General features: G+C 67.7%; 24 protein-coding genes. 9 read left to right on the forward strand and 15 right to left on the reverse strand.

Annotated features, from left to right (window positions below; all coding sequences use genetic code 11):
* Window positions 1-668 precede the first annotated feature (668 nt).
* From AB0I34_RS31340 to AB0I34_RS31355, 4 genes are all read right to left on the reverse strand, one after another.
* Window positions 669-1,988, reverse strand: a complete 1,320-nt coding sequence (locus AB0I34_RS31340; protein ID WP_360452076.1) for a serine hydrolase domain-containing protein — start codon at window positions 1,986-1,988, stop codon at window positions 669-671.
* A 65-nt stretch (window positions 1,989-2,053) separates the two neighbouring features.
* Window positions 2,054-2,281: a hypothetical protein gene (locus tag AB0I34_RS31345; RefSeq protein ID WP_360452078.1), complete on the reverse strand. Its 228-nt coding sequence runs from the start codon at window positions 2,279-2,281 to the stop codon at window positions 2,054-2,056.
* 78 nt (window positions 2,282-2,359) lie between these two features.
* Complete coding sequence (locus AB0I34_RS31350) at window positions 2,360-2,563, reverse strand: KTSC domain-containing protein (RefSeq protein WP_360452080.1); 204 nt, start codon at window positions 2,561-2,563, stop codon at window positions 2,360-2,362.
* Between the two features lie 37 nt (window positions 2,564-2,600).
* Complete coding sequence (locus tag AB0I34_RS31355) at window positions 2,601-2,954, reverse strand: helix-turn-helix domain-containing protein (RefSeq protein WP_360452082.1); 354 nt, start codon at window positions 2,952-2,954, stop codon at window positions 2,601-2,603.
* Window positions 2,955-3,093: 139 nt separating this feature from the next.
* Between AB0I34_RS31355 and AB0I34_RS31360 the strand changes: the two genes are divergently transcribed.
* On the forward strand, window positions 3,094-3,390 hold the full coding sequence (locus AB0I34_RS31360) for a hypothetical protein (RefSeq protein ID WP_360452085.1): 297 nt from the start codon (window positions 3,094-3,096) through the stop codon (window positions 3,388-3,390).
* A 59-nt stretch (window positions 3,391-3,449) separates the two neighbouring features.
* Here AB0I34_RS31360 and AB0I34_RS31365 read toward each other — a convergent pair whose 3' ends face one another.
* Window positions 3,450-4,469: a hypothetical protein gene (locus AB0I34_RS31365; protein ID WP_360452087.1), complete on the reverse strand. Its 1,020-nt coding sequence runs from the start codon at window positions 4,467-4,469 to the stop codon at window positions 3,450-3,452.
* Between the two features lie 193 nt (window positions 4,470-4,662).
* Window positions 4,663-5,292: a hypothetical protein gene (locus AB0I34_RS31370; RefSeq protein ID WP_131517650.1), complete on the reverse strand. Its 630-nt coding sequence runs from the start codon at window positions 5,290-5,292 to the stop codon at window positions 4,663-4,665.
* Between the two features lie 212 nt (window positions 5,293-5,504).
* Here AB0I34_RS31370 and AB0I34_RS31375 point away from each other — a divergent pair, with 212 nt between their 5' ends.
* On the forward strand, window positions 5,505-6,329 hold the full coding sequence (locus AB0I34_RS31375; protein ID WP_360452089.1) for an aldo/keto reductase: 825 nt from the start codon (window positions 5,505-5,507) through the stop codon (window positions 6,327-6,329).
* Between the two features lie 130 nt (window positions 6,330-6,459).
* Here the strand turns inward: AB0I34_RS31375 and AB0I34_RS31380 are convergent, their stop codons facing one another.
* Entirely contained in the window at window positions 6,460-7,518 is a 1,059-nt protein-coding gene (locus tag AB0I34_RS31380) for a class I SAM-dependent methyltransferase (protein WP_360452091.1), read from the reverse strand.
* Window positions 7,519-7,580: 62 nt separating this feature from the next.
* The gene (locus tag AB0I34_RS31385; protein ID WP_360452093.1) at window positions 7,581-9,215 is read right to left on the reverse strand and encodes a LuxR C-terminal-related transcriptional regulator; all 1,635 of its coding nucleotides are present in this window, start codon (window positions 9,213-9,215) and stop codon (window positions 7,581-7,583) included.
* 124 nt (window positions 9,216-9,339) lie between these two features.
* Between AB0I34_RS31385 and AB0I34_RS31390 the strand changes: the two genes are divergently transcribed.
* Window positions 9,340-10,305 carry a hypothetical protein gene (locus tag AB0I34_RS31390; protein WP_360452095.1) on the forward strand — a complete coding sequence of 322 codons (966 nt, stop codon included), beginning with the start codon at window positions 9,340-9,342 and terminating at the stop codon, window positions 10,303-10,305.
* Between the two features lie 177 nt (window positions 10,306-10,482).
* Here AB0I34_RS31390 and AB0I34_RS31395 read toward each other — a convergent pair whose 3' ends face one another.
* The 5 genes from AB0I34_RS31395 to AB0I34_RS31415 all read right to left on the reverse strand — a co-directional run bounded on the left by AB0I34_RS31395 (window position 10,483) and on the right by AB0I34_RS31415 (window position 18,608).
* Window positions 10,483-13,386 carry a vitamin B12-dependent ribonucleotide reductase gene (locus AB0I34_RS31395; protein ID WP_360452097.1) on the reverse strand — a complete coding sequence of 968 codons (2,904 nt, stop codon included), beginning with the start codon at window positions 13,384-13,386 and terminating at the stop codon, window positions 10,483-10,485.
* An 85-nt stretch (window positions 13,387-13,471) separates the two neighbouring features.
* Window positions 13,472-13,966, reverse strand: a complete 495-nt coding sequence (nrdR, locus tag AB0I34_RS31400) for a transcriptional regulator NrdR (RefSeq protein WP_131354813.1) — start codon at window positions 13,964-13,966, stop codon at window positions 13,472-13,474.
* Between the two features lie 280 nt (window positions 13,967-14,246).
* Window positions 14,247-15,935: a dihydroxy-acid dehydratase gene (locus AB0I34_RS31405; RefSeq protein ID WP_360452099.1), complete on the reverse strand. Its 1,689-nt coding sequence runs from the start codon at window positions 15,933-15,935 to the stop codon at window positions 14,247-14,249.
* Window positions 15,932-16,819 carry a dihydrodipicolinate synthase family protein gene (locus tag AB0I34_RS31410; RefSeq protein ID WP_360452101.1) on the reverse strand — a complete coding sequence of 296 codons (888 nt, stop codon included), beginning with the start codon at window positions 16,817-16,819 and terminating at the stop codon, window positions 15,932-15,934. Before AB0I34_RS31410 ends, AB0I34_RS31405 begins: the two co-directional genes overlap by 4 nt.
* A 73-nt stretch (window positions 16,820-16,892) precedes the next feature.
* Window positions 16,893-18,608, reverse strand: coding sequence for a glycosyl hydrolase (locus AB0I34_RS31415; protein ID WP_360452103.1), 1,716 nt, complete (start codon window positions 18,606-18,608; stop codon window positions 16,893-16,895).
* 280 nt (window positions 18,609-18,888) lie between these two features.
* On the opposite strand from AB0I34_RS31415, the gene AB0I34_RS31420 reads away from it, so the two are divergent.
* Both AB0I34_RS31420 and AB0I34_RS31425 read left to right on the forward strand, forming a co-directional pair.
* Complete coding sequence (locus AB0I34_RS31420) at window positions 18,889-19,581, forward strand: GntR family transcriptional regulator (RefSeq protein ID WP_360452105.1); 693 nt, start codon at window positions 18,889-18,891, stop codon at window positions 19,579-19,581.
* A 25-nt stretch (window positions 19,582-19,606) separates the two neighbouring features.
* Window positions 19,607-20,557, forward strand: a complete 951-nt coding sequence (locus tag AB0I34_RS31425) for a nucleoside hydrolase (protein ID WP_360452107.1) — start codon at window positions 19,607-19,609, stop codon at window positions 20,555-20,557.
* Here AB0I34_RS31425 and AB0I34_RS31430 read toward each other — a convergent pair.
* Window positions 20,550-21,140, reverse strand: a complete 591-nt coding sequence (locus tag AB0I34_RS31430) for a TetR/AcrR family transcriptional regulator (RefSeq protein WP_360452109.1) — start codon at window positions 21,138-21,140, stop codon at window positions 20,550-20,552. The genes AB0I34_RS31425 and AB0I34_RS31430 overlap by 8 nt on opposite strands.
* A gap of 81 nt (window positions 21,141-21,221) precedes the next feature.
* Between AB0I34_RS31430 and AB0I34_RS31435 the strand changes: the two genes are divergently transcribed.
* Together AB0I34_RS31435 and ubiG are read left to right on the forward strand one after the other, a co-directional pair.
* Entirely contained in the window at window positions 21,222-21,791 is a 570-nt protein-coding gene (locus AB0I34_RS31435; protein WP_360452111.1) for a GNAT family N-acetyltransferase, read from the forward strand.
* Window positions 21,792-21,800: 9 nt separating this feature from the next.
* Window positions 21,801-22,577: a bifunctional 2-polyprenyl-6-hydroxyphenol methylase/3-demethylubiquinol 3-O-methyltransferase UbiG gene (ubiG, locus tag AB0I34_RS31440; RefSeq protein ID WP_360452113.1), complete on the forward strand. Its 777-nt coding sequence runs from the start codon at window positions 21,801-21,803 to the stop codon at window positions 22,575-22,577.
* A 7-nt stretch (window positions 22,578-22,584) separates the two neighbouring features.
* Here ubiG and AB0I34_RS31445 read toward each other — a convergent pair whose 3' ends face one another.
* Complete coding sequence (locus AB0I34_RS31445) at window positions 22,585-23,121, reverse strand: LysM peptidoglycan-binding domain-containing protein (RefSeq protein ID WP_360452115.1); 537 nt, start codon at window positions 23,119-23,121, stop codon at window positions 22,585-22,587.
* Window positions 23,122-23,476: 355 nt separating this feature from the next.
* Between AB0I34_RS31445 and lexA the strand changes: the two genes are divergently transcribed.
* Both lexA and AB0I34_RS31455 read left to right on the forward strand, forming a co-directional pair.
* Window positions 23,477-24,253, forward strand: a complete 777-nt coding sequence (gene lexA / locus AB0I34_RS31450) for a transcriptional repressor LexA (RefSeq protein ID WP_360452117.1) — start codon at window positions 23,477-23,479, stop codon at window positions 24,251-24,253.
* Window positions 24,254-24,301: 48 nt separating this feature from the next.
* Window positions 24,302-24,811, forward strand: coding sequence for a glutathione peroxidase (locus AB0I34_RS31455; protein ID WP_131354846.1), 510 nt, complete (start codon window positions 24,302-24,304; stop codon window positions 24,809-24,811).
* The last annotated feature ends 28 nt before the right edge of the window (window positions 24,812-24,839 follow it).

A 24,839-nucleotide genomic window follows, 5' to 3' on the forward strand; every position in this document is an offset into this window, starting at 1 on the left:
AAAGACCATCCAATGCCCGTGAACGGGGATAATGCATCTTTCGGCATTGACTTTCGGCACGCTGTTGAGTTCTCAAAAATCGGGCGCACACCGCGCTTCAGACTTTCGTTTGAAGCTCCGGGGCAACTCGCCAAACTTTACTGTTTCGTCCGCGGCCGGTCAAATCGGCCTCTTTCGTCCCAGTCCCCCTGCGCGACTCAGTGTCCGAAACCCGCCGAGGCGTGTTTCGGCTTCCGAGACCTTCAGGGAGTTTGTCGGAGGACCGGCCGCTTTCGCGTCCTGCGCCTCGCTCCAACAAGAAGAACATTACTGACATTCGCGGTGCGGATGCAAATCGGGGTCCTGGACCCCTCCGATGCCCGCCGGCCGCGGCCTGCTCGTCCCTCTGTTCCCAGCCGTCACTCACGTCTCCGCGAGTGGTGGACTCCCATCATCCACCCCCGGTCAAGGGGCGGTAGGTGGGTCGGGTGGGAGACGATCGCTCGTCCCCCACCCGAGGTCCTGCAACTGTCCGGCAGACGCCTCTCGGCGAGTGGCCGCTCGAAGCGGCGAAGGTTGAGGCCCGGGGTCATACATCGGACAGTCGAAGGTTGTAACTCCAGTGCTTCCGCACCTATTCCCGGGTGCACGACTCACTCTCTTCGAGCACTACGAGCACAGTCGGTTACTCAGGTCGTGCGGGTGCAAGGGATCTCCTCGTCGTTCTGGATGAAGACCAGGTCGCCGTCGCGTAGCTCGAGCTCGGTGTCGGCGGTGGTGGCTGCGAACCTGGTACCGGAGCGCGCGCTGAACCGCAACGGGTTCTGCTTCTCGAACGTCACCTCGAGTCCAGTCCCCCGCAGTGCGACATCGAACGCTGGGCCGCCATCCAGCCGGTACGCACCGGCCAGCTCAGCCAGGGCCGGTGACGGGAGGTCCGGCAGCTCGACATCCATCGGGTAGCCCTCCCAGCCGTACGCCGCGGCTGCCGCAGCGAACGCGCGCAGGACAAGCCACATGCCGTTGTCGCTGTTGGTCATCACCACCACGCCCTGCCCGGTGTCCCGGTACGCCAGCAGGTGGCATTTGAATCCCTCGTTGCCTCCGCTGTGGCCGAAGCGCTGTCCGACGTCGTCGAGGAACAGTCCCAACCCGAGATGACTCAGGCCACCGATCCGCTCGCTCGCGGAGATCTGGGGCGTGAGCATCTCGCGCGCGAGGTCCGGCGACAACACCGCACCATCCACTCCCGCGTAGGCCTGCTGGATGCCGATGGCGAACTTGGCGAGATCGGTCGGCGTTGTCCACAGTCCCGCAGCGGCCAACTCTGGGTAGGCATGCCAGCGTCCATCGATGGGCCGGCCCACCTCGTCGTGAGCTGTCGCTGCGGTTTCGTACAGCTCCGGCGGCAGCGGCTGGGCGTAGTCGCTGGATGACATGTTCAGTGGTTCGAGAACCAGGTCGCGGACCAGCTGCCGGAACGGTGTTCCTGTCACGTCCTCGAGTAGCTGCTGGAGGACGATGGTGCCGCCGCCGGCGTACCGGAACTGAGTCCCGGGGACGGTGTCGACGCGTACGCCGAAGGTGTTGGTCGGGCTGACGCCGTCGAGGACTTGTCTGGTCGTCGGCAGCGTGGCCTCGTGGTGGTACCCCGGGAATCCGTGCACCGTGAGGCCCGCACTGTGGCTGGCCAATTGCCTCAACGTGACGACTGGCTGCCAATCTCCGGTCGGCGGCACCTGCCACGACGTCAGCCGTTTGTTCACATCCTCATCGAGATCCAGCAGGCCGCGGTCGACCAGCCGGAGCATCGCGAGGACCGCGACCGGCTTGCTGATCGAGCACGCCTGGAACAGGGTGCCCGGTCCCACCGGCGCAGACTCGCCTGCCTGCATCACGCCGGCGGTCCCGGTGTACTTGATCTCGCTGCCATCGATCACCACCCAGCTCGCGCCGGGCACCCGGAACTTCTCGAGATCGGCCTCGATTCCCTCGCGCAGAACGTCCACGTTCCCTCCCCTCGGCTCCAACCGGCTCGGAGCCTCGTGGAGGGAACGCTACGACGCGAGAGGTGCTATCTCGACGGTTGCGGCGCAGTGCAGTCGATCTTCGGGTTCGCGCCGATGTAGTTCAGTGGGCCGGCGACGATGGTGACCAGCGTCGTGCCCACCTTGGCGCACGTCGCGTCCGAACCCGCGAAGTAGTTGCGCTGAACCGCGGCCGCGAGGCCGATGAGCAACCAGACGAGAACGATGATCGTGATGGTTCGGGAACTGGTCGTAGACGCTCTACGTGTGCGCATGTCCACCTCCTGGGCTGGGCGCTCCCCCGTGTGGAACCCCCTTCCGGTGCCCGCTGCGCGAGCACCGGAAACGCAGAGTCAGACTTCGCGACAGTCGTAGTACGGCTTGATGTGCTTGTTCACGTACGCCCCGATGCTCGGTGCGGCGAGCAGACCGGCGTACGTCGGTTGCGGGACTTCGTCGTATTGGTAGACGTAGCCGTTGACGTACTCGAGCTCGAGCGTGCCGTCGGACCAGCCGACCGATTTGATACTCGACGAGTTCACCGGCCGCCGCCTCATCCCTCAGCTCCTTCGCTACGCCGTACGCCGCCACAGGTCAGTGTGCCGTTGATCGCTCCGGATCGGGCGACTCCAGGCGCGCCAAGGCCCGGGCCAGGTCGCCGATCGCCGTGTTGAGCTGGTCGAGCACGGCATGGTCGAGCGGGATCCGTCGCTCGTCCAGACCGAGATTGGCCTCGAACCGGACCAAGGCATCGGGCGGTGCCTTCTTGAGTGAGGTGTCGAGGGCCTCCTGCAGGTAGGGACTGGGCACGATCTCGGGTCTCTCCCGCCACTTCGTGACCGTGCGAGGCGCAATACCGAGGTGCTCGGCGAAGGCCTCGTTCGTCAGCCGCAGCGCCGCCCGCAAGGCGTGCGCATGCCGGCCGGTCCATTCTTCGATGACTGTCATCGGGTTCGCTCCTTGCGCGTCGATCACTCCTTGCAATCAGGTTACGGCGATCGGGTCACCGTCGGAGTGCACAATTTGTGCCCTGTGGATACCGGTTGGGTTCATGGTGCGGACCGGCTCCGGAGCGTTGACTTCAGGCATGAACGAGATCGGCGGAAGAACCCCGACGCTGCTGCGGACGATCCCGCGCCGGCGTCATCTGAAGGTCGCGAACAAGTCCGGGCCACGCTGTTTCCAGCTGGTCCGTCATATCGACGTCTCCGGCATCAGCGGTACGGGCGTCGTCGCCGAAGGGGTCGAGTGGAGCGACGGGACGGCGGCCCTGCACTGGGGAGGCCGCTATCCCACGACCACGGTCTGGCCGGACGGCGTGCACGCGCTCCTGACCGTCCATGGTCACAACGGAGCGACCACCATTCGCTGGTTGGACGAGTAGCCATGCGGACCCGATCTCGATGGGGTGGGCCTCCCCTGCAGCCGGCCCGCCTCACCGGCCTACTCCGAGAAGAACTGCTCGCGGTACTCGGCCGGCGTCTGCTTGCTCGATCTAGGTGCGGAGCCGTTCAGTCCCGCAGACCTGGCGGACGTCTGGCTGGGCTTGTCGTCCTCGCTCGGCGGCTGTGTGCCGGTGTCAGGCGGGGAGGGCTGCTGGTGCGATCGGTCCGGTGCTACCAAGGTGTCGACCGCGGAGTTGAAGGCGAGTTCTGCCCGGGTCGGCTGGGTGTGCTCGATAGCGTCGGCGGACGCGCGTCGTGCCGGGAGGTCGTTGGCGGCGGCGGACAGTTCGGCAAGGGTGTCGAGCAGGCCGAGGGCCGTCTCGACCTCGCCGGGGTGATTGACCAGCCACCAGACCGCGGCCGAGCCGGGTGTGGCGAAGACGTCGTCCTTCAAGTACGCGCGTTTGTCCTGCTCCATCCGGCGTTCGAGCAGAGTCGTCTGCTCCCGGCGGTGCAGAGCGGCCAGGTGCTGGAGATGCTTCTGGTCGGCGTCGGGCAGCCGCAGCCGGATCTCGGTCGCCCAGCAGCGCACTTGCCCCTTCTCGTCCAGGGCGGGCTCACTAAGTGTGGCGGCGAGGCGGTGCTGGTTGAGCGACTCCTCGGTGACCTGCTGGGTCGCGGTCAGAGCCCGGGCCCGCTCGAGCAACGCGTGGACCGCGACTGCGCCGAGATCCGCGTGGCGCGAGCCCGACAGCACGGTCGACCACTGCACCACCGCCGAGAAGCTGAACTGGAAGTCGGGCGACGCGGACGGCAGCCGTATGTCGGCCACCGTGCGCGACGGCGGTCCGGAGAAGACGGGATCTGGATCGGGCAGGACGACGGATGGTGCCGGCGTCTGCCTGGCGACTACGGGACGCGGTTCGTCGGGCTGCTTCCAGACCACCGCAAGCAGCACGAGCAACACCACGGTGAGTACGACGGCGGCCCAGCTCGGGAGGCCGACGACGAGCGACACGACGTACAGGACCAGGACAATCGCGGCAGCGGTCAGGAGGGAATTCCGGTGGAGCTTCATGGTGGCCGTTCCTTCACCGCGTCGGGCGGACGTCAGTAGGTCGGCGCAGGCGTACCTGACGGCTTCCCCGTCCTCCGCCACCCAGGTCACCGGCAACCCAGACCACGGATCTCGCCACGCAGCGCGACCACAAAAAGTTTCACACGCCCCACCGAAAGTAGCCGCCCGGAGCGTGTCGGTAGCTGAGCGTGAGTCAGCCGGTGAGGGAGCGGAGGGCTCGGCGGGAGGGGGTGAGCACCACGGGCTTGTACGGGCAGCGGGCGTCGGTGAGAGTCTCGTAGGCGCGGATAGCCCGGTTGGCGGCGTCCCAGCCTTGCTCGGCAGGGGTGCGGCCGAGGCCTCGGTTGCGGACCAGGGCGCCGTAGAAGGCAGAACAGAAGACGGTCGCTTCGTACCAGCCGATGACGGTGCTGGTGCCGATGTAGGTGATGTCGTCCTGGAGACAGTCGCGGATGGCCCGCTGCCACTTGCCGATGCCGGTCTTGCAGCCGTCGGCGATGACGACGCCACTGGCAATGCCCCACTGCCGGTCCAGGAACCACTCGGCGAGCGAGCGCAGCGAGACCTGCGTCTTGCCGTCGGTCGAGAGGAAGGACGGCTCCTCGCTGTGATCACCGTGTGCCATCACATGAAGCACCGTCGATGGGGTGGTCAGGGCAGAGAACGCGGTCTCGTGGTCGCGGGTGCGGACGAAGTTCACGTCGATCACCGGCTGGTCCCAGCCGGCGTTGATGTTGCCGGTGATGCCCTGGACGAAACTCATCGAGGCGTCGAACGAGCTGTCCAGACCGAGATCCACCAGGGTGATCAGCCGGTTCTTCATTCGCCCATCCCTCCCAAGCGTTTCGTTCCCCGCCGCACCATGATGAACCACGGATCCGACAGTTTGCTCCCCTGTTTACCTTGGGCTGAGACGGCCTACCCGACCCCGGGCCGGGCCGTACGACGTACGGCGGTCGTGCGCCGGTGGACGACGCGGAAGCGGACCGTGATCGGCGGTACGGTGGCGGGCAGCGGCCGCCGAAGGAGGACAGGATGAGTCAGGTTCCGAGTGTCACGCTGAGTCATGGATCGGTGCTGCCACGGGTCGGTCTGGGGACGTCACCGCTGAACGACGCGGACGCGGAACGGGCGGTCAGCCAGGCGCTCGAGGCCGGCTATCGGCTGTTCGACACGGCGGAGAACTACCGCAACGAGGTCGGGGTCGGGCGGGCGCTGCGTGGTGCGCCGCGCGATCAGGTGTTCGTCACGTCGAAGTTCAACAAGCGGTGGCACAGCGTCGAGGGCGCGCGGACCGCGTTCGAAGCCAGTGCGGACAAGCTGGGCCTCGAGTACCTCGACCTGCTGCTGATCCACTGGCCGAACCCGGACCAGGACCGGTACGTCGATGCGTGGCGCGGGCTGATCGAGTTGCGTGAGGCGGGGCTGGTGCGGGCGATCGGCACGTCGAACTTCAAGCCGGCTCACCTGTCGCGGCTAATCAATGAGACCGGGGTGGCGCCTGAGGTCAATCAGGTCCAACTGAGTCCGGTGTGGGCGAAGGCCGCGGAGCGGGAGTTCCATGCGCAGCACGGGATCGTCACCGAGGCGTGGAGTCCGTTGGGTAAGGGGACCGATCTTCTGAGCCATCCGGCCGTGCAGGAGATCGCCAAGGCCCACGGGCGGTCGCCGGGTCAGGTGGTCCTGCGTTGGGAGACTCAGCAGGACGTCGTACCGATTCCCAAGTCAGCCAACCCCAGCCGCCTCGCGGACAATCTCGACATCTTCGACTTCGACCTGACGCGCTCCGAGCTCTCCGCACTCGCAGCCCTCGACGGCACCAGCCGCCCCGCCGCCGACTCCGACCGCTCCGGCCACTGACCGCCCCGGACCGCCACAGCCCGGGCGAGCGGCCCCAGGCCAGACGCAGCATGGGGCGGCTCCCCAGGACCACGCAGCATGGCTGCGGCTCCCCAGGACGACGCAGCATGGGGGTGGCTCGCCGGACGGCTCAGTTCTTGTGGGCCAGGTAGTAGGCGTTGAAGGCGTCTGCTTCGACGTGGGCGATGTCGACGGAGGCGAAGCCGGCGTCGGTGAGCATTTCGCAGGCCCTCTGCCGGCCCCAGACGGTGCCGAGGCCGGCGCCGCCGGCGGACAGGGAGACGGTCATACAGTGCATGGTCGAGACGCCGTACAAGAAGGTCGCGAAGGGGTTGTCCAGGTTGTCCTGGAGGTTGCTCGACGCCTGGATGTCGACCATCAGGAAGACACCGCCGGGGCGCAGCGACGCCGCGATACCGGCGAGCACCGCCGCCGGCTGCGCCTGGTCGTGGATCGCGTCGAAGGCGGTGACAACGTCGAAGCGTTCGTACTCCCCCAGGTCAGCAACATCGCGAACGACGAACTCAGCGTTCCCGATCCCGTCTGCCTCAGCACGTGCGGCCGCGATGCCTTCGGCGGAGATGTCGTAGCCGACGCACCGACTCCGCGGATAGGCCGCGGCGATCAGGTTGATGGCATGCCCGCTGCCACACCCGATGTCGGCGACGTCGATGCCGTCCACGAGTCGCTCCGGCAGTCCCGGGACCAGCGGCAGGACCGAGTCGAGCAGTGCCGCGTCGAAGAGGGCACCGCTGTCTTCCGCCATCAGCCGATGGAACTCGGTGTACTCCGCGTACGGAACACCGCCACCGTGGCGGAAGCACTCGACCAGCCGCGATTCCACCCCAGCAAGCAAGGCGATGAACTGCGTCGCGCCCGCGAGGTTGTCCGGTCCGGCAGCGCGGGTCAGGAGAGCGGCATGTTCCCGCGGGAGCCAGTACGTCCGGCGATCGGCGTCGTACTCCACCACCCGTGCGACCGTCATCCCGCCCAGCCACTCCCGCACGTACCGCTCCTGCAGGCCCGCGGCTCCCGCGAGTTCGTGGCTCGTGACCGGTGGCAGCTCCGCCATCGTGTCGAAGAGACCCACCTGATGTCCGATGCTCATGAGCAGCGTGAGCACCCCGTGGTTGAGCACCTCGCCCATCTGTACGCCGAAGGCCTCGACGCGCGGAGTATCCAGAAGCATTGTCTCCACCTCCCACAGGCAGCATCACCCCGGGAGATCGCGCGCAGCATCGGTGAACTCGCCTATTCCTCCAGGCGGGTGAGGTACGCCGCAGCCTCGGTCCGGTTCCGGACGCCGAGCTTGGACAGGATGCTGGCCACGTGATGCTCGACGGTACGGCGACTGATGTACAAACGAGCCGCGATCTCCGGATTGGGAAGCCCTTCAGCCAGCACGCCGAGCACGTCCCGCTCCCGTTTCGTCAGCAAACCAAGGCCTCTGGGACCGGAACGAGCCGCAGACGCACCAGCCGACCGCAGCCAGGCGGCCGCCGCATCCGCATCGCGCGAGGCGCCGACGTCTTCGAACACGGTGAGCGCCATCCGGGCCTCGGCCACAGCCGGCGCCGAGCCGCCCTCGGCACACAGCGCCTCGGCCAACAGCATCCGGGTCCGCGCGACCTCGACCGGCATCTCCAACAGGCCGAACCACGTCAGCGCCGCCGACAACCGGCGCACCGCCGCATCGGCTTCCCCCTGTGCCAGCAGAGCTCGCCCGCACAACCGAGCAGCCCGTGCAGCGATCAGTCCGCTGTCGGTCGTCGTACCCAAAGCAGAAAGGTGTTCGGCCTCCACAGCAGCGCCGGCAGCGTCACCACCTACGAGACAGGCCTCGCCAAGCACCTCACGGAGTCGGGCCGCCTCCAGCGGGTTCGCATCGACAAGCTGACGCCGCACCAGTGACTCGGCCATCGCCACGTCCCCGGCTGCGAGGTGGACGGCTGCCAGCACCGACCGTACGACGGGGCGATCCTCGAAGCCGACGAGGAGTCGCCGAGCCTCGGCAACCCGGCCCTGACCGAGTCGGAGCTCGGCCAAGAAGGCCGCCGCCTCTGCCTGGACGGCAGGCAACGAGTTTCGCGACAACTCGGCCGCGGCGGTCAGCTCGTGCTCCGCGCGTGGCCAGTCACCGGTCGACACCAGGACAGCGCCGTACGCCGCTCGGCAGGTCGAGTGCAGGTACGGACAGCCGTAGCGATCGATGAACTCGTCCAGCGAACGCATCCACTGCACAACGCGCACGAAGTCAGCACCGCGAACGCACGACCGCATCAGCAGGCAGCTGGTGAGGACGACCGTGTCAGGTCGAGCCCCCTCGCCACCCAGCGCGCCGGCCATGGCCTCGTCCAGCAATGCGGTGCCTTCCAGCACCTGTCCGAGGTCGATCAGCGCCGCGCCCCAGATGCTCAGCGCGCACAGCTCAAGATCGCGATCCTCCGCCACGGCAGCAACGTCGTACGCCGCTTCCGACCACGCTGCTGCGAGCTCAGGATCGTCGGCGGACGACGCCCGGGCCAACGACGCCCACGCCACCGGTACGGGCTCGGCAATCTCCGAGGCGATGCGGACTGCCCGCGCCGCCCATCCCTGTGCGGCGGCCCGGTCGCCGAAGTTGGCGTCGTACGAGAGGCTGAGGCCAAGGGCCATGAAGACGGCGTGAGCGGGATCGGACTGGCGGTAGAGCGCGTAGGCGCGTTCCCAACAGGAGAAGGCGGCCGGTACGTCGCCCAGCCACCACTGGGCGTCACCCAGCCCAGCCAGACCTCGAGCCGTTGCCGAGATCCCGACCGCTTCCGCGAACACGGCGCGTGCCGCGCTCCAGTCTCCCTCGCCGAGTGCCTTCGCCCCGGTCGCGAGGAGACCGTCGATCCCCTCCACAGCTTCGACGGTAAACGCGCCGCGGTCCCCGGGAAAGTGGCAACTCCTGGTGTTCGACCCCATCCGTGGGGTGCCTCGCTGCGAAGGCCCGGGCGTTCGACCCCGACACTCGGAAGGACGGGACATGACTCTGCGCAATCGCGCCGCGGTTGCGGCGCTCACCACCAGCACCCTTGCCCTCGCCACCCTTGTCGGTGCGAGTGCGCACGCGAAGGAGTACCAACCGCCGGGGTCGTTGGGGCCGGTTTTCGTCCTGGACGGGGGTCGCTACAGCGCCTTCGACCCGCCCGACGGCATCAGCGGCAACGAGTTCGTCGACCTCAACGACCGCGGACAGGTGGCGGGGACCTACGTCGACTCCGGCCCCGGAGCCAGCCACGGGTTCGTCCGCGAGAAGCGCGGCCGGTTCACACGCTTCGACGCCCCGGGCGCGATCGACACCTACGTCTCCGAGATCAACGACCGTGGTCAGATCGTCGGCGTCGCCTGCTACGCCGAGCCGTGCGTGCAACGCGGTTTCCTGCGCGACGCACGCAGCCGGTTCGCCACGATCCGCAAGCCGGGCGCCGTCGCCACCCAGGCGTTCGGACTGGACGACCGCGGTCGGGTCGTGGGCGACTACCGCGACAAGAACGGCAGGTTCCACGGCTACCTGTGGGTGAAAGGGCGGTTCACCACGATCGACGTACGCGGCGCTGCCGGGACCACGCTGATGGGCATCAACGACCGCGGCGACATGGTCGGTCTGTACCTCGAGGCCGATGGATCCACGCACGCGTTCTTCCGGAACGCCCGCGGCCAGGTCACGACGATCGACGCGCCGGACGCGAAGTTGACCTTCCCCACCGACATCAACGACCGCGGGCAGATCGCCGGCTTCACCACGGATGCGCTGCCGTTGCCCACGGCCACCGATATTCAAGGCTTCGTGCTGAAGAACGGACCCACCGGTCCCTTCACTCGGATCGACTACCCGGGCGCGTCGCGCACGATCGTGTTCGGCCTCAACGACCGCGGCAGCATCACCGGCGTCTACGAGAACCCGAACGCGACGCCACCCAGCGCCGTCCCGCCAGAGAAGGACCGATGAAGACCCGCGTCCCGGCCGGCGCCAGGTCCGCGGTCGCGCTCGCGGCACCAAACCGTCGAGCACAGCCGCCGACCTCGTCGGAGCTAGACGCGCTGCGGCCCCCGGGGAATGTGGGAAGTTCCCGGGGGCCGTGGCGCTTTCAGTTGGGGTGGTGCAGCGCACCTGGCGCTTCGCAGGTCAGCTGCAGCCGGAGGTGCTGCCGCAGCCTTCGCAGACGTAGCAGGAGCCGCTCGGGCGCATCTTGGTGCCGCAGGTGAAGCAGAGCGGCGCGTCGACCGAGGTGCCGGTGATGAGCTCGAACATCTCAGCGGTGGTGCGGACCTCAGAGGTGTCGAGCGGCTTGGCCGCGGCCGCTTCCGCCACGACGGGCTTGTCGGCGCTCTCGGCGACCGGCTCGACCGACTTCAGTGACTCGGCCTCGGAGATCTCGACCGGGGCCGGCTCGTAGGAACCGGTGTCGAGCTGCCGGGACCGCTCGTCCGCCGAGTAGATGCCCAGGGCTGCGCGGTCATCGAACGGCAGGTAGTCCAGGGCCAGGCGCCGGAAGATGTAGTCCATGATCGACTGCGCCATCCGGACGTCCGGGTCGTCGGTCAGACCGGCCGGCTCGAACTTCAGGTTGGTGAACTTCTGGACGTAGGTCTCGAGCGGTACGCCGTGCTGCAGCGCGATCGAGATCGCGATCGAGAAGGCGTCCATCACCCCGGCCAGGGTCGAACCCTGCTTGCCCATCTTCAGGAAGACCTCGCCCAGACCGTCGTCCGGGTAGGAGCCGGCGGTCATGTACCCCTCTGCGCCACCGACGCTGAACGACGTGGTCCGCGACGGCCGCGACTTCGGCAGGCGCTTGCGGGTCGGCCGGTACTCGATCACCTTCTCGACGATCTTCTCCGCGACGGCCTCGGTCTCGGCCGCGGCGGCCTCGGAGGCCTTCTTCGCCTTGGCGTCGGCCAGCGGCTGGCCGACCTTGCAGTTGTCGCGGTAGACCGCGAGCGCCTTCAGGCCGAGCTTCCAGCCCTGGAAGTAGACGTCGGCGATCTCCTCGACCGTCGCGGTCTCCGGCAGGTTCACCGTCTTCGAGATCGCGCCGGACAGGAACGGCTGCGCGGCCGCCATCATCCGGACGTGGCCCATCGGCTTGATCGCCCGCTCACCCATCGCGGTGTCGAAGATCTCGTAGTGCTCCGGCTTCAGGCCGGGAGCGTCGACCACGTGACCGTGCTCGGCGATGTACTCGACGATCGCCTCGATCGTCTCCTCGGTGTAGCTGTACTGACGCAGCGCCCGCGGCACCGTCTGGTTGACGATCTGCATCGAGCCGCCGCCGACCAGCTTCTTGAACTTGACCAGCGAGAAGTCGGGCTCGATCCCGGTGGTGTCGCAGTCCATCATGAAGCCGATGGTGCCGGTCGGTGCGAGCACCGAGGCCTGCGCGTTCCGCCAGCCGTTCTTGCCGCCGACCTTCAGTACGGCGTCCCACGCGGCAGTGGCGTGCTTGTGCACGTCCTTGTCGATCTCGTGCAGGCTGCGGATCGCGTCGTTGGCCGCGGCGTGCTTGCGCATCACCCGGGTGTGCGCGTCCTTGTTCCGCTCGAAACCGTCGTACGGGCCGACGACGCCGGCCAGCTCGGCCGAGCGCTTGTACGACGTCCCCGTCATCAGCGAGGTGATAGCGCCCGCCAGTGCGCGACCACCGTCGGAGTCGTAGGCGTGACCCGTTGCCATCAGCAACGCACCGAGGTTCGCGTAGCCGATGCCGAGCTGCCGGTAGGCGCGGGTGGTGTCGCCGATCGCCTCGGTCGGGAAGTCGGCGAAGCAGATCGAGATGTCCATCGCGGTGATGATCAGCTCGACCGCCTTGACGAACTTCTCCGAGTCGAACAGGTCGTCGTCGCGGAGGAACTTCATCAGGTTCAGCGACGCCAGGTTGCAGGACGAGTTGTCCAGGTGCATGTACTCCGAGCACGGGTTGGACGCGGTGATCCGGCCCGTCTCCGGCGTCGTGTGCCAGTCGTTGATGGTGTCGTCGTACTGCAGGCCCGGGTCGGCGCAGGCCCACGCGGCCTGGGAGATCTTGTCGAACAGCGACCGCGCGTCGACGGTCTCGATCACCGAGTTGTCCAGCCGCGCCCGCAGCCCGAACTCACCCTTGTCCTCGACCGCGCGCATGAACTCGTCGGTGACCCGGACCGAGTTGTTGGCGTTCTGGTACTGCACCGAGGTGATGTCGCGACCGCCGAGGTCCATGTCGAAGCCCGCGTCGCGCAGGACGCGGATCTTCTCCTCCTCGCGCATCTTGGTGTCGACGAACTCCTCGATGTCCGGGTGGTCGACGTCGAGCACGACCATCTTGGCCGCGCGCCGGGTGGCGCCACCGGACTTGATCGTCCCGGCGCTCGCGTCCGCGCCGCGCATGAAGCTGACCGGGCCGGACGCCGTACCGCCGCTGGACTGCAGCAGCTCCTTGGACGAGCGGATCCGGGACAGGTTGAGGCCGGCACCGGAGCCGCCCTTGAAGATCAGGCCCTCTTCCTTGTACCAGTTCAGGATCGAGTCCATCGAGTCGTCGACGGCGAGGATGAAGCAGGCCGACACCTGCTGCGGCGACGAGGTCCCGACGTTGAACCAGACCGGCGAGTTGAAGCTGAAGTACTGGTGCAGCAGCATCCAGGTGAGCTCGTGCTCGAACACCTCGGCGTCGGCCGGGGTGGCGAAGTACCCGTACTCCTCACCGGCCTTGCGGTAGGTCTTCACGACCCGGTCGAGCAACTGCCGCAGGCTCCACTCGCGGTTGTCGTGACCGACCGCGCCGCGGAAGTACTTCGTGGTGACGATGGTGGACGCGTTCACGCTCCAGTAGTCGGGGAACTCGACCCCGCGCTGCTCGAAGACGGTCTCACCGGTCTTCCAGTTCTGCTGTACGACGTCGCGGCGCTCCCACGTCACCTCGTCGTACGGGTGCGCGCCCTCGGTGGTGAAGATGCGCTCGATGGTGAGTCCCGCGGGCGCGTTCTTGCGCCCACGGAACCCGGCCGCCGACCTCTTGGTCGACCCCGAGTGGCCGGTCACCGTCTCTGTCATGGTTGCTCCTCGCCGTGTGTCTGCACTGCCGCGGTCTGTCGGGACCGCCCCGTTGAGTAACGCCAGATACTGCTGAATCCCCGATTTATGTCTGCTGGGTCGGCTTCAGCGGGCGCGGCTCGGTGCCCTCAGGCTCCTTCTCCGCCCGCAGCAGCGCGATCTCCGTTTCGAAGTCGTCGGCCGACTCGAACTGCCGGTAGACGCTCGCGAACCGCAGGTAGGCGACCTCGTCGAGCTCCCGCAGCGGCCCGAGGATCGCGAGTCCGACCTCGTGCGCGGGCACCTCCGGCGAGCCGCTCGCCTTGAGCGCGTCCTCGACCTTCTGGCCCAGCCGGGCCAGCGCGTCCACGTCGACCGGCCGGCCCTTGCAGGCCTTGCCGACGCCGTTGATGACCTTCTCCCGGCTGAACGGCTCGGTCGCGCCGGAGCGCTTCACGACCGTGAGCTGCATCTGCTCGACGGTGGTGAACCGCTTCTCGCACACCGGGCACTGCCGGCGGCGGCGGATCGCTCCGCCGTCCTCGGCCACCCTGCTGTCGACGACCCGGGAGTCGACGTGCCGGCAATACGGACAGTGCACGGCGAATCACTCCTCCCGTGAGGCCGCCCAGCGGGCGCCCTGTGGATCTTTCTGGGGACAACTTGTGTATGACGTGTGCGTAACCGACCACTACCTGTGGAAAATTACACCCGTGTAACCACTACATCTAGCGATCCTAGATCGCTGCTCCGACAGTTTGCAAGAACGCCGGAATCTCGCGCGCGTCTCTTTGTTCCAACACCCGCGCGGCCTGGTGTACTCCCGCGTGGCGCCGCCGGAACAGGCCCGCGGAGGAGCAAACTACGGCCCGCCGAGGGCCTCAGGAGCCAGGCAGGCAGAAGTCGAAATCGCAGCCCTGGTCCGCTCCCAGAACGTGGTCGCGGAACAACTTTCGGTAGCCGGTGACGGGCGGCGGAGCGGACGCCGGGAGATCGGCTCGGCGCTTCTCCAACTCGTCCGGCGGAACCAGCAGGTCGAGCCTGCCCTCGGACACGGACAGCCGGATCCGGTCGCCGGTGCGGACCAGAGCGAGCGGACCGCCGAGGGCAGCTTCCGGGGTGACGTGCAGGACGATCGTTCCGTACGCCGTACCACTCATGCGCGCGTCGGAGATCCGGACCATGTCCCGGACACCGCTCCGGGCGAGTTTGGCCGGGATGGGCAGATAGCCGGCCTCAGGCATGCCCGCTCCGAGTGGTCCGGCGTTCTGCAGGACCAGTACGTCGGAGGCCTCCACATCCAGCGCGGGATCGTCGATGCGGGCCGCCAAGTCCTCCAACGAGCTGAACACGACAGCACGCCCGGTCGTCTCAAAGAGCGCCGGGTCAGCGGCGGACCGCTTGATCAGCGCGCCGGACGGCGCCAGCGACCCACTCAGCCAGACCAGACCGCCCTTGTCCCGACTCGGAGCGGTCAACGGACGCACGACATCCCGATCCACCCAGGGCGGTCCGTCACCCAGCCGCTCCCCCAGCGTCTCCCCGGTCACCGTCAGCGCAGACAGGTCCAGCAAGTCCCGCAGCTCATGCAGTACGGCGGGCAGTCCGCCGGAGGCATGCAGATCCTCCATGTAGTGGGCACCGGTCGGCTTGAGCTCGACCAGGACCGGTGTGGTGTCACTCAGCTCGTTCAGCTCGTCCGGATCGATCCTCAGCCCGAGCCGTCCGGCGATCGCGGTCAAATGGATCAAGGCATTTGTCGACCCGCCGATCGCCAGCAACACTCGCAGCGCGTTGCGTACCGAGGCAGCGGTGACGACCTGGTCCGGCGTACGTCCGGCGATGGCGATAGACACTGCGGCGGCACCGGTCGCTTCACCGATCCGCAGCCGGTCCGCGTGCACCGCGGGAGCCGCAGCGCTGTCCGGCAGAGCCATGCCGAGAGCCTCCACGATGCAGGCCATCGTCGACGCGGTCCCCATGACCGCACAGGTGCCTGTGGTCGTCGCCAGGTTGCGCTCCACTCGCCCGATCTCTTCCTCTGACACCTCACCGGCTCGGTAGCTCGCCCAGAAGCGACGGCAGTCGGTGCACGCACCCAACCGCTCGCCCTGGTAGCGACCGGTCGACATCGGACCAGTGACGAGCTGGATCGCCGGCCGCCCGGCCGACAACGCCCCCATCAGCTGCGCCGGTACGGTCTTGTCGCAGCCTCCGACGAGAACGACACCGTCCATCGGCTGCGCCCGGACGAGTTCCTCGACGTCCATCGCCATCAGGTTGCGGTAGACCATCGAGGTCGGCTCGAGGAAGCTCTCCCCCAGCGAGACGGTCGGGAACTCCATCGGCAGACCGCCGGCCGCGATGATGCCGCGGGCCACCGACTTCACCAGCTCCGGCTGTTGCCGGTGGCACGGGTTGTAGTCGCTGGCCGAGGTGGCGATGCCGATCACCGGACGGTCCAGCGACTCCGGCGACCGGCCGCTGGCGTGCAGGAACGCCCGCCGCAGGAACCGCGAGAACTCCGGGTCCCCGTAGCTGACCAGCCCCCGGTAGATTCCCGTCGTCACAGTGCTCCCGGTGTCCGGCGAAGGTGTTCCTCCAGCAACCGCAACATGCTCTCCGGCGGTACGGCGGCCGGCGCGCGGACGGCGTCGTACGCGATCAGCTCGCGCAGGACCAGACTGCGCTTGCGCAGACCGAGCGCGATCCCGGCCTGGAACTCGAAGTTGACCAGCGGCAGGTAGTCCCGCCAGACCTCACGCGCCGCCTCGAAGCCGCCTGAGCGGTACGCCGCCACGCACGCGAGCAACCCCTCCGGCACGGAGAAGCCGGTCATCGCACCGGCGGCGCCAACCGCCAGTTCGTCGAGCAGACAGGTGCCTCCGAGCCCGCCGAAGATCGGTACGTCGAGTCCGACCGCCAACTCGGCCACCGTGGGCGGGCTCGGCGACGACTCGGACTTCACGGCCACAGCGGACGGCACGGTGCGTACGGCGGCGACCAGGTCGGCGGTGGCGATCGAGATACCGGTGATCACCGGGTAGTCCTGCACCACGAGCGGGCGTTCGGTGCGCTCGGCAACCTCGTTCAGATGGTTGCTCAAGGCATCCGGATCGCCGGAGTTCACTTGAACCATGAGACCGGCCAGGCGAGACCCGACGGCCGGCAACACATTGGCCGCCTCGGCCACCACCTCGCCGAGCTTCAGTGCGCTGATGCCGATGACGAGCGGCAGCCGAGCCGAGGAGGCAACGACCGTCTCCACCACCGTCCGCCGCTCCGCGGGAGTCAGGCGCGCCGCTTCGCCGAAGACACCGAGCACGGTCAGCCCGGTCGCTCCGATGGACTCGTAATGCCGGACCTGCCGCGCCAGCGACTCCGTGTCGACCGCGGATCCGTCCGCCGTCAGTGGCGTCGCCAGCACGCCCCACACCCCGGGATCCAGCGTCATGGAACTCCTCTCATCGTCACCGCGCCACGTTCCGCCCTACCCGAACAGGCTTACCCCACCGAACGGCGCGGAATCAGACCGCCCTGGTCAGGACGACGAGGCTCAACGACGGAAGCGGAAGGTCCAGCGTGAGAGAGAGCGTTCCATCGACCGTGACCGCGGCGTCTTCCGCGAACCGCTCGAGTCCCTGGCGATCGGTGATCGTCGCGAGCTGCTCGGGTGTCGGGTCCTGTGGGCCGCCGAGGTCCTGCCAGACCGTGTGGCTGTTGCTGTGGCTGTGGTCGATCCGGTAGTGCTGCACGGTCCAGGCGCCGGAGTCCAGTCCGTTCACCTCGAGGTCGACCCGAGCCGTCGTGGTGTCAGCGGCGTACTGGTCGTCGGTGTGTCGCCAGACGAGGACGGCGACACTGCCGTCGGTCGATGCGCGGCTCGCGATCACGTCGACCTCCTCGGGCAGACCGTTGCCCAAGGCACTGATGTCGGAGACGTCGGCGGAGCGGTCGGACGTGGCTGCGAGCCGGCGGTCGCCGAGGAGTGCGAACGCCCGGTAGGCGTTCATCAGCGGCTTCTCGACCCCCGCCGCGGTGACGAAACTCCGGGTGCCCTCGAAGTACCGCTCGCCCTCGATCTGGAAGCTCCAGGTGGTTGCCTCGTGCACCTTCGCCGTGTGCTGCTCGTTGAGGTCGAGCACCTTCTTCATCAGCTTCGCCTGGAAGACCGGGTAGTACTCGTTGTTGCGGTAGGCGAAGTTCGAGTTGTCGTAGATCCCCCAGTGCGCGGGCACCGACGCGTCGCACTCGTCCACGATCACCGGCTGACCGGCGTACTGCGGGAACTCCTCAATGACGGCCAGCGCGCGGTCGATCTCACGGAGCATCTTCGGCGTCGACGGCGACTGCCGCAGGGACGCCGGTGCACCGATCGGTCCGTAGGTGCGCCAAGGCGTGAAGTGTGACCCCTTGGTGTGGAAGGAGACGAAGTCCACGGGCAGGTCGCGATCCGCGCAGGCCTGCAGGAAGCCGCGGAGGAAGTCGGCACCGCGATCGCCACCGGTGACAGCGGGTCCGCCGACCTTGGCCTCGGGGTAGACCTGGCGGATCGACTTGACCGTGACGTCGTACAGCTCGTGGAACTGTTCGGGCGTGCCCTTCCAGTACGAGATGTCGGGCTCGTTCCACAGCTCCCAGAGCCAGTGCTGGACCTCGTCGGCGCCGTACCGCTCGAGGGCGTGCTCGACGAGCGCGGCGACCAGACCGCCCCACTTGGCGTAGTCCTTCGGCGGGTAGGTCCACCACCCGGCCTCGTACCCGCTGTACTGGCTGGGGCTGTTGCCGAACGGGAAGTCGGTCTTGGCCTCCTCCGGCACCAGCGCGAGCGGCGTGAACGCGAGCTCGACCAGGGGATGATGACCGGCCTCGACGATCGCGTCGTAGGTCAGATCGGCAATGGTGAAGTCGTAGAACGGCTTCCCGTCCGCGTCCTCGTGGTAGACGTTGCCGCTCCCCCAGTGCGGCAGGCCGAAGCCGGTGCCGCTGTTGAAGATGTTGTGCGGGCGGACGTGGTACGGCGTCTCTGCGAACCCACCGATCGTCCGCAAGGTCCGGCGCCCCTGCGGCGTGTAGGTCCAGTTGATCTCGTCGTATCCGAGGCTGGCCCACGGGCGGTCGAGCTCACCCAACTCGTGGGCGGCGTCGACGACGACGCGAGCCTGATCCAACCGCGGCGCGTCAGGGTCGGACGGGGCATACGGGAGTTGCTGAACCGCGCTGGGAGAGCTGTTCTCGGTCATGTCAGCCTTTCAGTCCGGTTGTATCGATAAACGCGCTTCGGCATCAAGACGCGACCGGCCCCGAGGGCCAGGGCGGCGCGTCGCCGGGAGATCGGGCGAGTCGAGTGGAGGTCGGGCGGAGTCGTCCCGGGGACGAGATCGGGCCGGGCAGCCAGGACCGACCTGCGGCGGACAGGCGGCCGGGGTCTCCGGCTCGACCTCTCCCCGTGGCGGGTCCTGCGAGTTAGCCTGGTCGCGGCATTGTTAAATGTCAATGGTTAACAATCAACGTTTTACACCGATGGAGGAACCGACCGTGGCCGGACCGCTGGATCAGCTCGCCCGGCAGGCCGAGCGCAGTCCTGCCTTGTGGGCGACCGTCGTCCCGGCGTTGCGGCAGATGATCATCAGCGGTGCCTTCGCACCGGGTGAACACCTCCCCGAGGGTGAGCTCGCGGCCGTGCTGGAGATGAGCCGCGGCCCGATCCGGGAGGCGCTGATCGAGCTCGAGCGCGAAGGTCTGGTCGTACTGCGCCGGCATCGCGGCGCGCAGGTGATCGCGCTGACCAACGAGGACATCGAGGAGATCTACACGCTCCGGCTGAGCCTCGAACAACTGGCGATCGCCCGGGCACTCCCCCGGCTGACCGACGAGCACCTGGCGACGATGGACGACGTACTCGAGCAGATGCGGGCGCTCGGTCCGGACTACGAGCCGCAGACCGCACTGGATCTGGACCTCGCGTTCCACGACGTGCTCTACCAGGCCGCCGCGCATGCGCGGCTCGACCGGGCCTGGCAGCAGATCCGCAGCCAGGTCGCGATGTTCCTCCACTCGCGACATGTCGCCCGCCGCGACTTCCACGAGATCGCGTACGCCGAGCACAAGGCGATCCGCGACATCATCACCGGCGGCGACACCACCACCGCCACCGAAGTCATCGACAACCACCTCACCGGCGCCTACCACCGCCTCATCACCGCCCGCCAGTGACCATGCATGGGTGAGGATGGGCCGTATGAGGCCGGTGATTCTTGACGTTGATACGGGGTTGGATGATGCGTGTGCGCTGCTGCTGGCCGCGCGGCATCCTGAGGTCGACCTGAAGGCGGTGACCTGCGTTGGTGGGAACGTCGGGCTGGACGACGTTGTGATCAACACGCTGACGGTGCTGGAGGCTGCCGGGCGGACCGACGTGCCCGTGGCTCGGGGAGCCGCGGTGCCATTGCTTCAGCCGGTTCGTGCGGCGCCTCACGTCCATGGCACGGACGGGCTGGGCGACCTCGACTGGCCGCGGTCGACTCGTACGACGGACGCTCGGCACGCGGTCGAGTTGTTGCGGGACGTACTGCGTGACGCCGCGGCGACCGGAGAGCTCGTGACGCTGATCCCGTTGGCACCGATGACGAACATCGCGCTTCTGCTCCGGACCTACCCCGAGGCGGCGGCCGGACTCCGCGAGATCGTGTTCATGGGCGGCGCGGCCGGGATCGGGAACGCCACCGCCTCGGCGGAGTTCAACATCTGGACGGACCCAGAGGCGGCTGCGGTCGTCCTCACCGCGGCCGGCGAGCTCGGGGTACCGGTGACGATGTACGGCCTGGATGTGTTCTACGACGTGGTGATCACGATGGAGCAGGCGCGAGGGCTGGGTGGATCGCCGTCTGCGGACCTGGCTCGGCGGCTGATCGAGAAGCGAAGCCAGCTGTACAAGTCGGACGGTGCCAGCATCGGCGACGGTGGCGCGGTGTGTGCGGTGATCGATCCGGACGGGCTGACGACGCAGCCCTTCCCACTGCGGGTAGAGCTGTCCGGGAGTTGGTCGCGCGGGCGGACGATCGTCGACACGCGCGACTGGGCGGCCGACCTCAGCAGCGATCCCCATGGGCCGTCGTCGACCGTCGTACAGGTGGCGACCGCGGTGGACGCCGCGCGGTACGCCGAACTCTGGTTGAGCACGGTCAAGTAGCCAGCTCCTGCAGACGGGCGCGCAATCCGTCCATGAACAGCTCGAGGCCGTCGCCGAAGAGGTCGGCGGTGCCGCTGGACTCGGCGACCACGGCGGCGAGAGTCCAACGGGCGCTGACCTCGAAGAGATGACGCGCCTGCGATTCGGGTACGCCGAGGTCCACGAGGGAATCGATCTGCGCGCGGACCAGCTCGGCACGCGAACCCTCGCCCCGATCGCGGTCCGGGGTCGCCTTGGCCTGGATCAAGCCGGCCAGTCCGGGGTGCTCGGCGTAGAACGTCCGCAACTCCAGCGCCCCGGCCTTGGTGACCGCAATCCACTGGTCGACACTGCGCACCCGCTTGTACGCCGCGTTGTCGCCGGTGAACTGATCGAACGCGTTCCGAGCGACCAGATCGAGGAGTTCGTCCTTGTTGTGGACGTGGTGGTAGAGCGACGGTGCACGGACGTTCAGGCGCTCGGCGACGGATCGCATGGTCAGCCCGTCGACGCCGTCGCCACGGATGACCGTGAGGGCGGCGTCGGCGATCGCGGTGACGGAGATCCCTGCGGCCGCATGGGAGGACGGGTCGCGTCTGGTCACGAAAACCTCGTTGTCGGGTCGGGTCCCGGGCGGTTAGGTTGCTGTCTAACGACATTAGACAGCCTACCCGAGGACGGCATCGTGCCTGGACTGCACCCGGACTATCCACTGCGCACCGAGCGACTCGACCTGCGGCCGCACCGGATGGACGACCTGGACGATCTGTACGCGTTCCACTCGCGGCCCGAGGTGGTGCGGTACACACCGTGGCCGGTGCGGGACCGGGAGCAGACGCGGGTCGCACTCGAGGCCAAGCTGTCGCAGGGCGAGCTGACCGAACCGGGTCAGTGGCTGGTGCTCGCGATCGAGCTTCGCGAGACCGGGACGGTGATCGGCGAAGTCCTGCTGAAGTGGGCGAGCCAGACAGATCGGCAGGGCGAGATCGGCTTCGCGCTGCACACCGACTATCAGGGCAAGGGCCTGGCCGCGGAGGCTGCGCGCGAGGTTCTGCGGGTGGGCTTCGAGGATCTGGGGCTGCACCGGATCGTTGCGATCCTGGACGATCGCAACACGGCGTCCGCCCAGCTGCTGGAGCGCCTGGGCATGCGGCGCGAGGCTCACCACCTCCACGCGCTGCAGTTCAAAGGCGAGTGGGCGAACGAGTACGTCTACGCTCTCCTGGAGGAGGACTGGCGCGCGACGGCCTCCTAGGAGGTTGCGGTGGGGATCGACAACCAGATCTACGACCGGATCGGCGGCGGTTGGTGGGACGAGGCCAATCCGCTGAACATGCTGAACGGGAGTTTCACGCCCGGCCGGTTCGCCTACTTCCGCAGCGTCCTCGCACGCCGCGGCCTCGACCCGGCCGGCTTGCGGGCCGTCGACATCGGGTGCGGCGGCGGATTCATGGCCGAGGAGTTCGCCCGACTCGGATGCCAGGTCGCCGGCATCGACCCGTCGGAGGTCTCGGTCAGGACCGCGCGGGAGCATGCCGGTTCGTCGGGTCTTACCGTCGGCTATGCCGTCGCATCCGGCGAGCGGCTACCCCTTGACGCCGAGAGCGTTGAGCTCGCCTGTTGCTGCGACGTACTCGAGCATGTGTCGGACCTGGATCGGGTGATCGGGGAGACCGCGCGCGTGCTGAAACCGGGCGGGATCTACCTGTTCGACACGATCAACCGGACGTTCGCCTCAAAGATCTTGGTGATCAAGGTGGCGCAGGACTGGCGGCTGACGAGGGTCATCGACACCGAGTTGCACACGTGGACCATGTTCATCACGCCGACGGAGCTCGAAGGAACCCTGCGCCGGCACGGGCTGCGTCTGGGCGAGATCACCGGCCTCGGACCTCGCGCGAACAAACTCGTCGTACTGCGGAGCTACCTGCAGGCCCGCAGCGGTCGCACAACCTTCGGCCGGCTCAGTGAACTGATGGACATCGGCGAGGTGAAGTCCACCGGCGTCTCCTACATGGGCTACGCCATCAAGAACGAATGATCACCAGTCAGCGAGCGATCGGGATCTGCAGAGTCTGACCGGGCACGAGGTCGGCCGGGCCGGACAGTTTGTTGAGGTCGGCGATCTTCTCGACGACGGTCGCCGGGTCCTGAGCCGGATTGGTGTCCTGGGCGATCGACCACAAGGTCTGACCGGGCGCCACCTGAACCGGGACCGTGTGGGTGAAGTCGGGGCCGGGCTCGAGTACGCCGCTGATCCGCAGGCCGAGCACGACGATCGCCGAGCCGAAGACCAGCACGGACAAAGCCGTCATCACCATCCGGCCGCGCCGGGTCAGCCGCAGCGCCGGCGCCTCGGCCTCCGCAGTACGGCGGAGGCGGGCGGGGTCGGCGTGCCGCCGGACGCGGGTCGGCTCGGTTGTGTGTCGGCCGAGAACCTCGCCGGAGCAGGCACGGACCGGGAGTGGCTCGGTCGTCGTACCGGCGATCCTCGGGCGGCGGCGGGGCACGCTGTTCGGAGACGGCGCAACCTCGGGCGCCTGGCGTCCTGCCAGTGCGTCGGCCGCGAGAGCCGCTGTGCTCATCGGATCCTCCAGACCTCGGTCAGTCCACGTCCTGCGGTGTCGATCCCTGTCTACCGGCCGCCTCCGACAGTTTCTGAAAGCAGCCCGCCCGACCGGCCCGAACACTTGTTCGATCGAACGCCTGTACGAATGATTAACCGACAGGCACCCGTCGCGCAACCACTTCCAACCACGACACGCCCGGGAAATTCCCTGCGCCGCCGGCGCCTTATAACCCGACACACGAACAAACGTACGAACCGACACGCCTTCGAACAGATGTTTGAAGAATCTCAGGATTCGGTCTACGGTCAGTGTCAGTCGAGCAAGCTTGGCCGGTGCGCGAGCGGCGGCCCGACCCGAGGAGCAACGACCGATGGCCAGGACGCCGAGCGGTTCCAGTAAAGGCGAGCGCAGCGGTGCGGACGAGGTCGCGGACCGGACCGTGACCGAGTTGCCGGACGGCCCCGCCGACGCCACCGGCCTGACGCCGCGCCAGCGTCGCGTTCTGGACGTCATCCGCGACTCGGTCGACAGCCGTGGATACCCGCCCTCGATGCGCGAGATCGGTGAGCGGGTCGGCCTGACCAGCTCCTCGTCGGTGTCGCACCAGCTTCGCGTGCTGGAGCAGAAGGGCCTGCTCCGCCGCGACCCGAACCGCCCGCGGGCCATCGAGGTCCGCTACCCCGGCGAGGTCGACGCCGCGGCCCGCCGGTCGGCGCTCGGCTCGGTGCGGCAGACGTCGTACGACGAGACCGGGGCCGGCGACGCGCATCCGGACGCGGCGTACGTGCCGGTGGTCGGGCGGATCGCCGCCGGTGGCCCGATCCTGGCCGAGCAGGAGATCGAGGAGATCTTCCCGTTGCCGAAAGCAATGGTCGGCGAGGGCACGCTGTTCATGCTGCGGGTCAAAGGTGAGTCGATGATCGACGCGGCGATCTGCGACGGCGACTGGGTCGTGGTCCGGCAGCAGCCGAACGCGGAGAACGGCGACATCGTGGCCGCGATGATCGACGGCGAGGCGACGGTCAAGACGTTCAAGAAGACCAAGACCGAGATCCTGCTGCTACCACACAACGCGGCCTTCGAGCCGATCGACGGCAAGGATGCCATCATTCTCGGAAAGGTCGTAACAGTTCTGCGCCGTGTCTGACATCTCAGACGGCGAGCGAAGTCGGGCGTGTCGTGTCAGCATTGAACCATGACGACTGTCTATGACTTCAGCGCGCGCCGGATCGAAGGCAATGAACAGTCTCTTGCCGATTTCCGCGACCAGGTGCTCCTGGTGGTGAACACGGCGTCGCAGTGTGCCCAGACTCCGCAGTACACGGGGTTGCAGAAGCTCTACAAGGCTTACCGTAGACAAGGCTTCTCGGTGCTGGGTTTCCCCTGCGACCAGTTCGGCCACCAGGAGCCTGGTGACGAGAACGAGATCGCGAACTTCTGTTCGACGATCTATCACGTCACGTTCCCCATGTTCGCCAAGATCGATGTGAACGGGTCGAAGACTCTTCCGCTGTTCAACTGGCTGAAGCGTGAGCAGGGCGGCCTGCTCGGCGGGCGGATCAAGTGGAACTTCACCAAGTTCCTGATCGGCCGTGACGGCGGCGTGATCGCCCGCTACGCCCCGACCCACGCACCGGACAAACTCGCCGACAAGATCGAGGCGGCACTGGCGATTCCCGCGCCGTCCCGGGAATCGAACGACTGAACCATCCGGCGCGGTTCCCGGGGGGAAT

Source organism: Kribbella sp. NPDC050281, assembly GCF_040655855.1.
Lineage (GTDB): Bacteria > Actinomycetota > Actinomycetes > Propionibacteriales > Kribbellaceae > Kribbella.

Excerpts from the sequence above, each read along its gene's own strand:
- AB0I34_RS31345 (WP_360452078.1), bottom strand. The coding sequence starts at position 2,281 with ATGCGCACACGTAGAGCGTCTACGACCAGTTCCCGAACCATCACGATC.
- AB0I34_RS31350 (WP_360452080.1), bottom strand. The coding sequence starts at position 2,563 with ATGAGGCGGCGGCCGGTGAACTCGTCGAGTATCAAATCGGTCGGCTGG.
- AB0I34_RS31355 (WP_360452082.1), bottom strand. The coding sequence starts at position 2,954 with ATGACAGTCATCGAAGAATGGACCGGCCGGCATGCGCACGCCTTGCGG.
- AB0I34_RS31360 (WP_360452085.1), top strand. The coding sequence starts at position 3,094 with ATGAACGAGATCGGCGGAAGAACCCCGACGCTGCTGCGGACGATCCCG.
- AB0I34_RS31365 (WP_360452087.1), bottom strand. The coding sequence starts at position 4,469 with ATGAAGCTCCACCGGAATTCCCTCCTGACCGCTGCCGCGATTGTCCTG.
- AB0I34_RS31370 (WP_131517650.1), bottom strand. The coding sequence starts at position 5,292 with ATGAAGAACCGGCTGATCACCCTGGTGGATCTCGGTCTGGACAGCTCG.
- AB0I34_RS31375 (WP_360452089.1), top strand. The coding sequence starts at position 5,505 with ATGAGTCAGGTTCCGAGTGTCACGCTGAGTCATGGATCGGTGCTGCCA.
- AB0I34_RS31380 (WP_360452091.1), bottom strand. The coding sequence starts at position 7,518 with ATGCTTCTGGATACTCCGCGCGTCGAGGCCTTCGGCGTACAGATGGGC.
- AB0I34_RS31390 (WP_360452095.1), top strand. The coding sequence starts at position 9,340 with ATGACTCTGCGCAATCGCGCCGCGGTTGCGGCGCTCACCACCAGCACC.
- AB0I34_RS31395 (WP_360452097.1), bottom strand. The coding sequence starts at position 13,386 with ATGACAGAGACGGTGACCGGCCACTCGGGGTCGACCAAGAGGTCGGCG.
- AB0I34_RS31410 (WP_360452101.1), bottom strand. The coding sequence starts at position 16,819 with ATGACGCTGGATCCCGGGGTGTGGGGCGTGCTGGCGACGCCACTGACG.
- AB0I34_RS31415 (WP_360452103.1), bottom strand. The coding sequence starts at position 18,608 with ATGACCGAGAACAGCTCTCCCAGCGCGGTTCAGCAACTCCCGTATGCC.
- AB0I34_RS31420 (WP_360452105.1), top strand. The coding sequence starts at position 18,889 with ATGGAGGAACCGACCGTGGCCGGACCGCTGGATCAGCTCGCCCGGCAG.
- AB0I34_RS31425 (WP_360452107.1), top strand. The coding sequence starts at position 19,607 with ATGAGGCCGGTGATTCTTGACGTTGATACGGGGTTGGATGATGCGTGT.
- AB0I34_RS31445 (WP_360452115.1), bottom strand. The coding sequence starts at position 23,121 with ATGAGCACAGCGGCTCTCGCGGCCGACGCACTGGCAGGACGCCAGGCG.
- lexA (WP_360452117.1), top strand. The coding sequence starts at position 23,477 with ATGGCCAGGACGCCGAGCGGTTCCAGTAAAGGCGAGCGCAGCGGTGCG.
- AB0I34_RS31455 (WP_131354846.1), top strand. The coding sequence starts at position 24,302 with ATGACGACTGTCTATGACTTCAGCGCGCGCCGGATCGAAGGCAATGAA.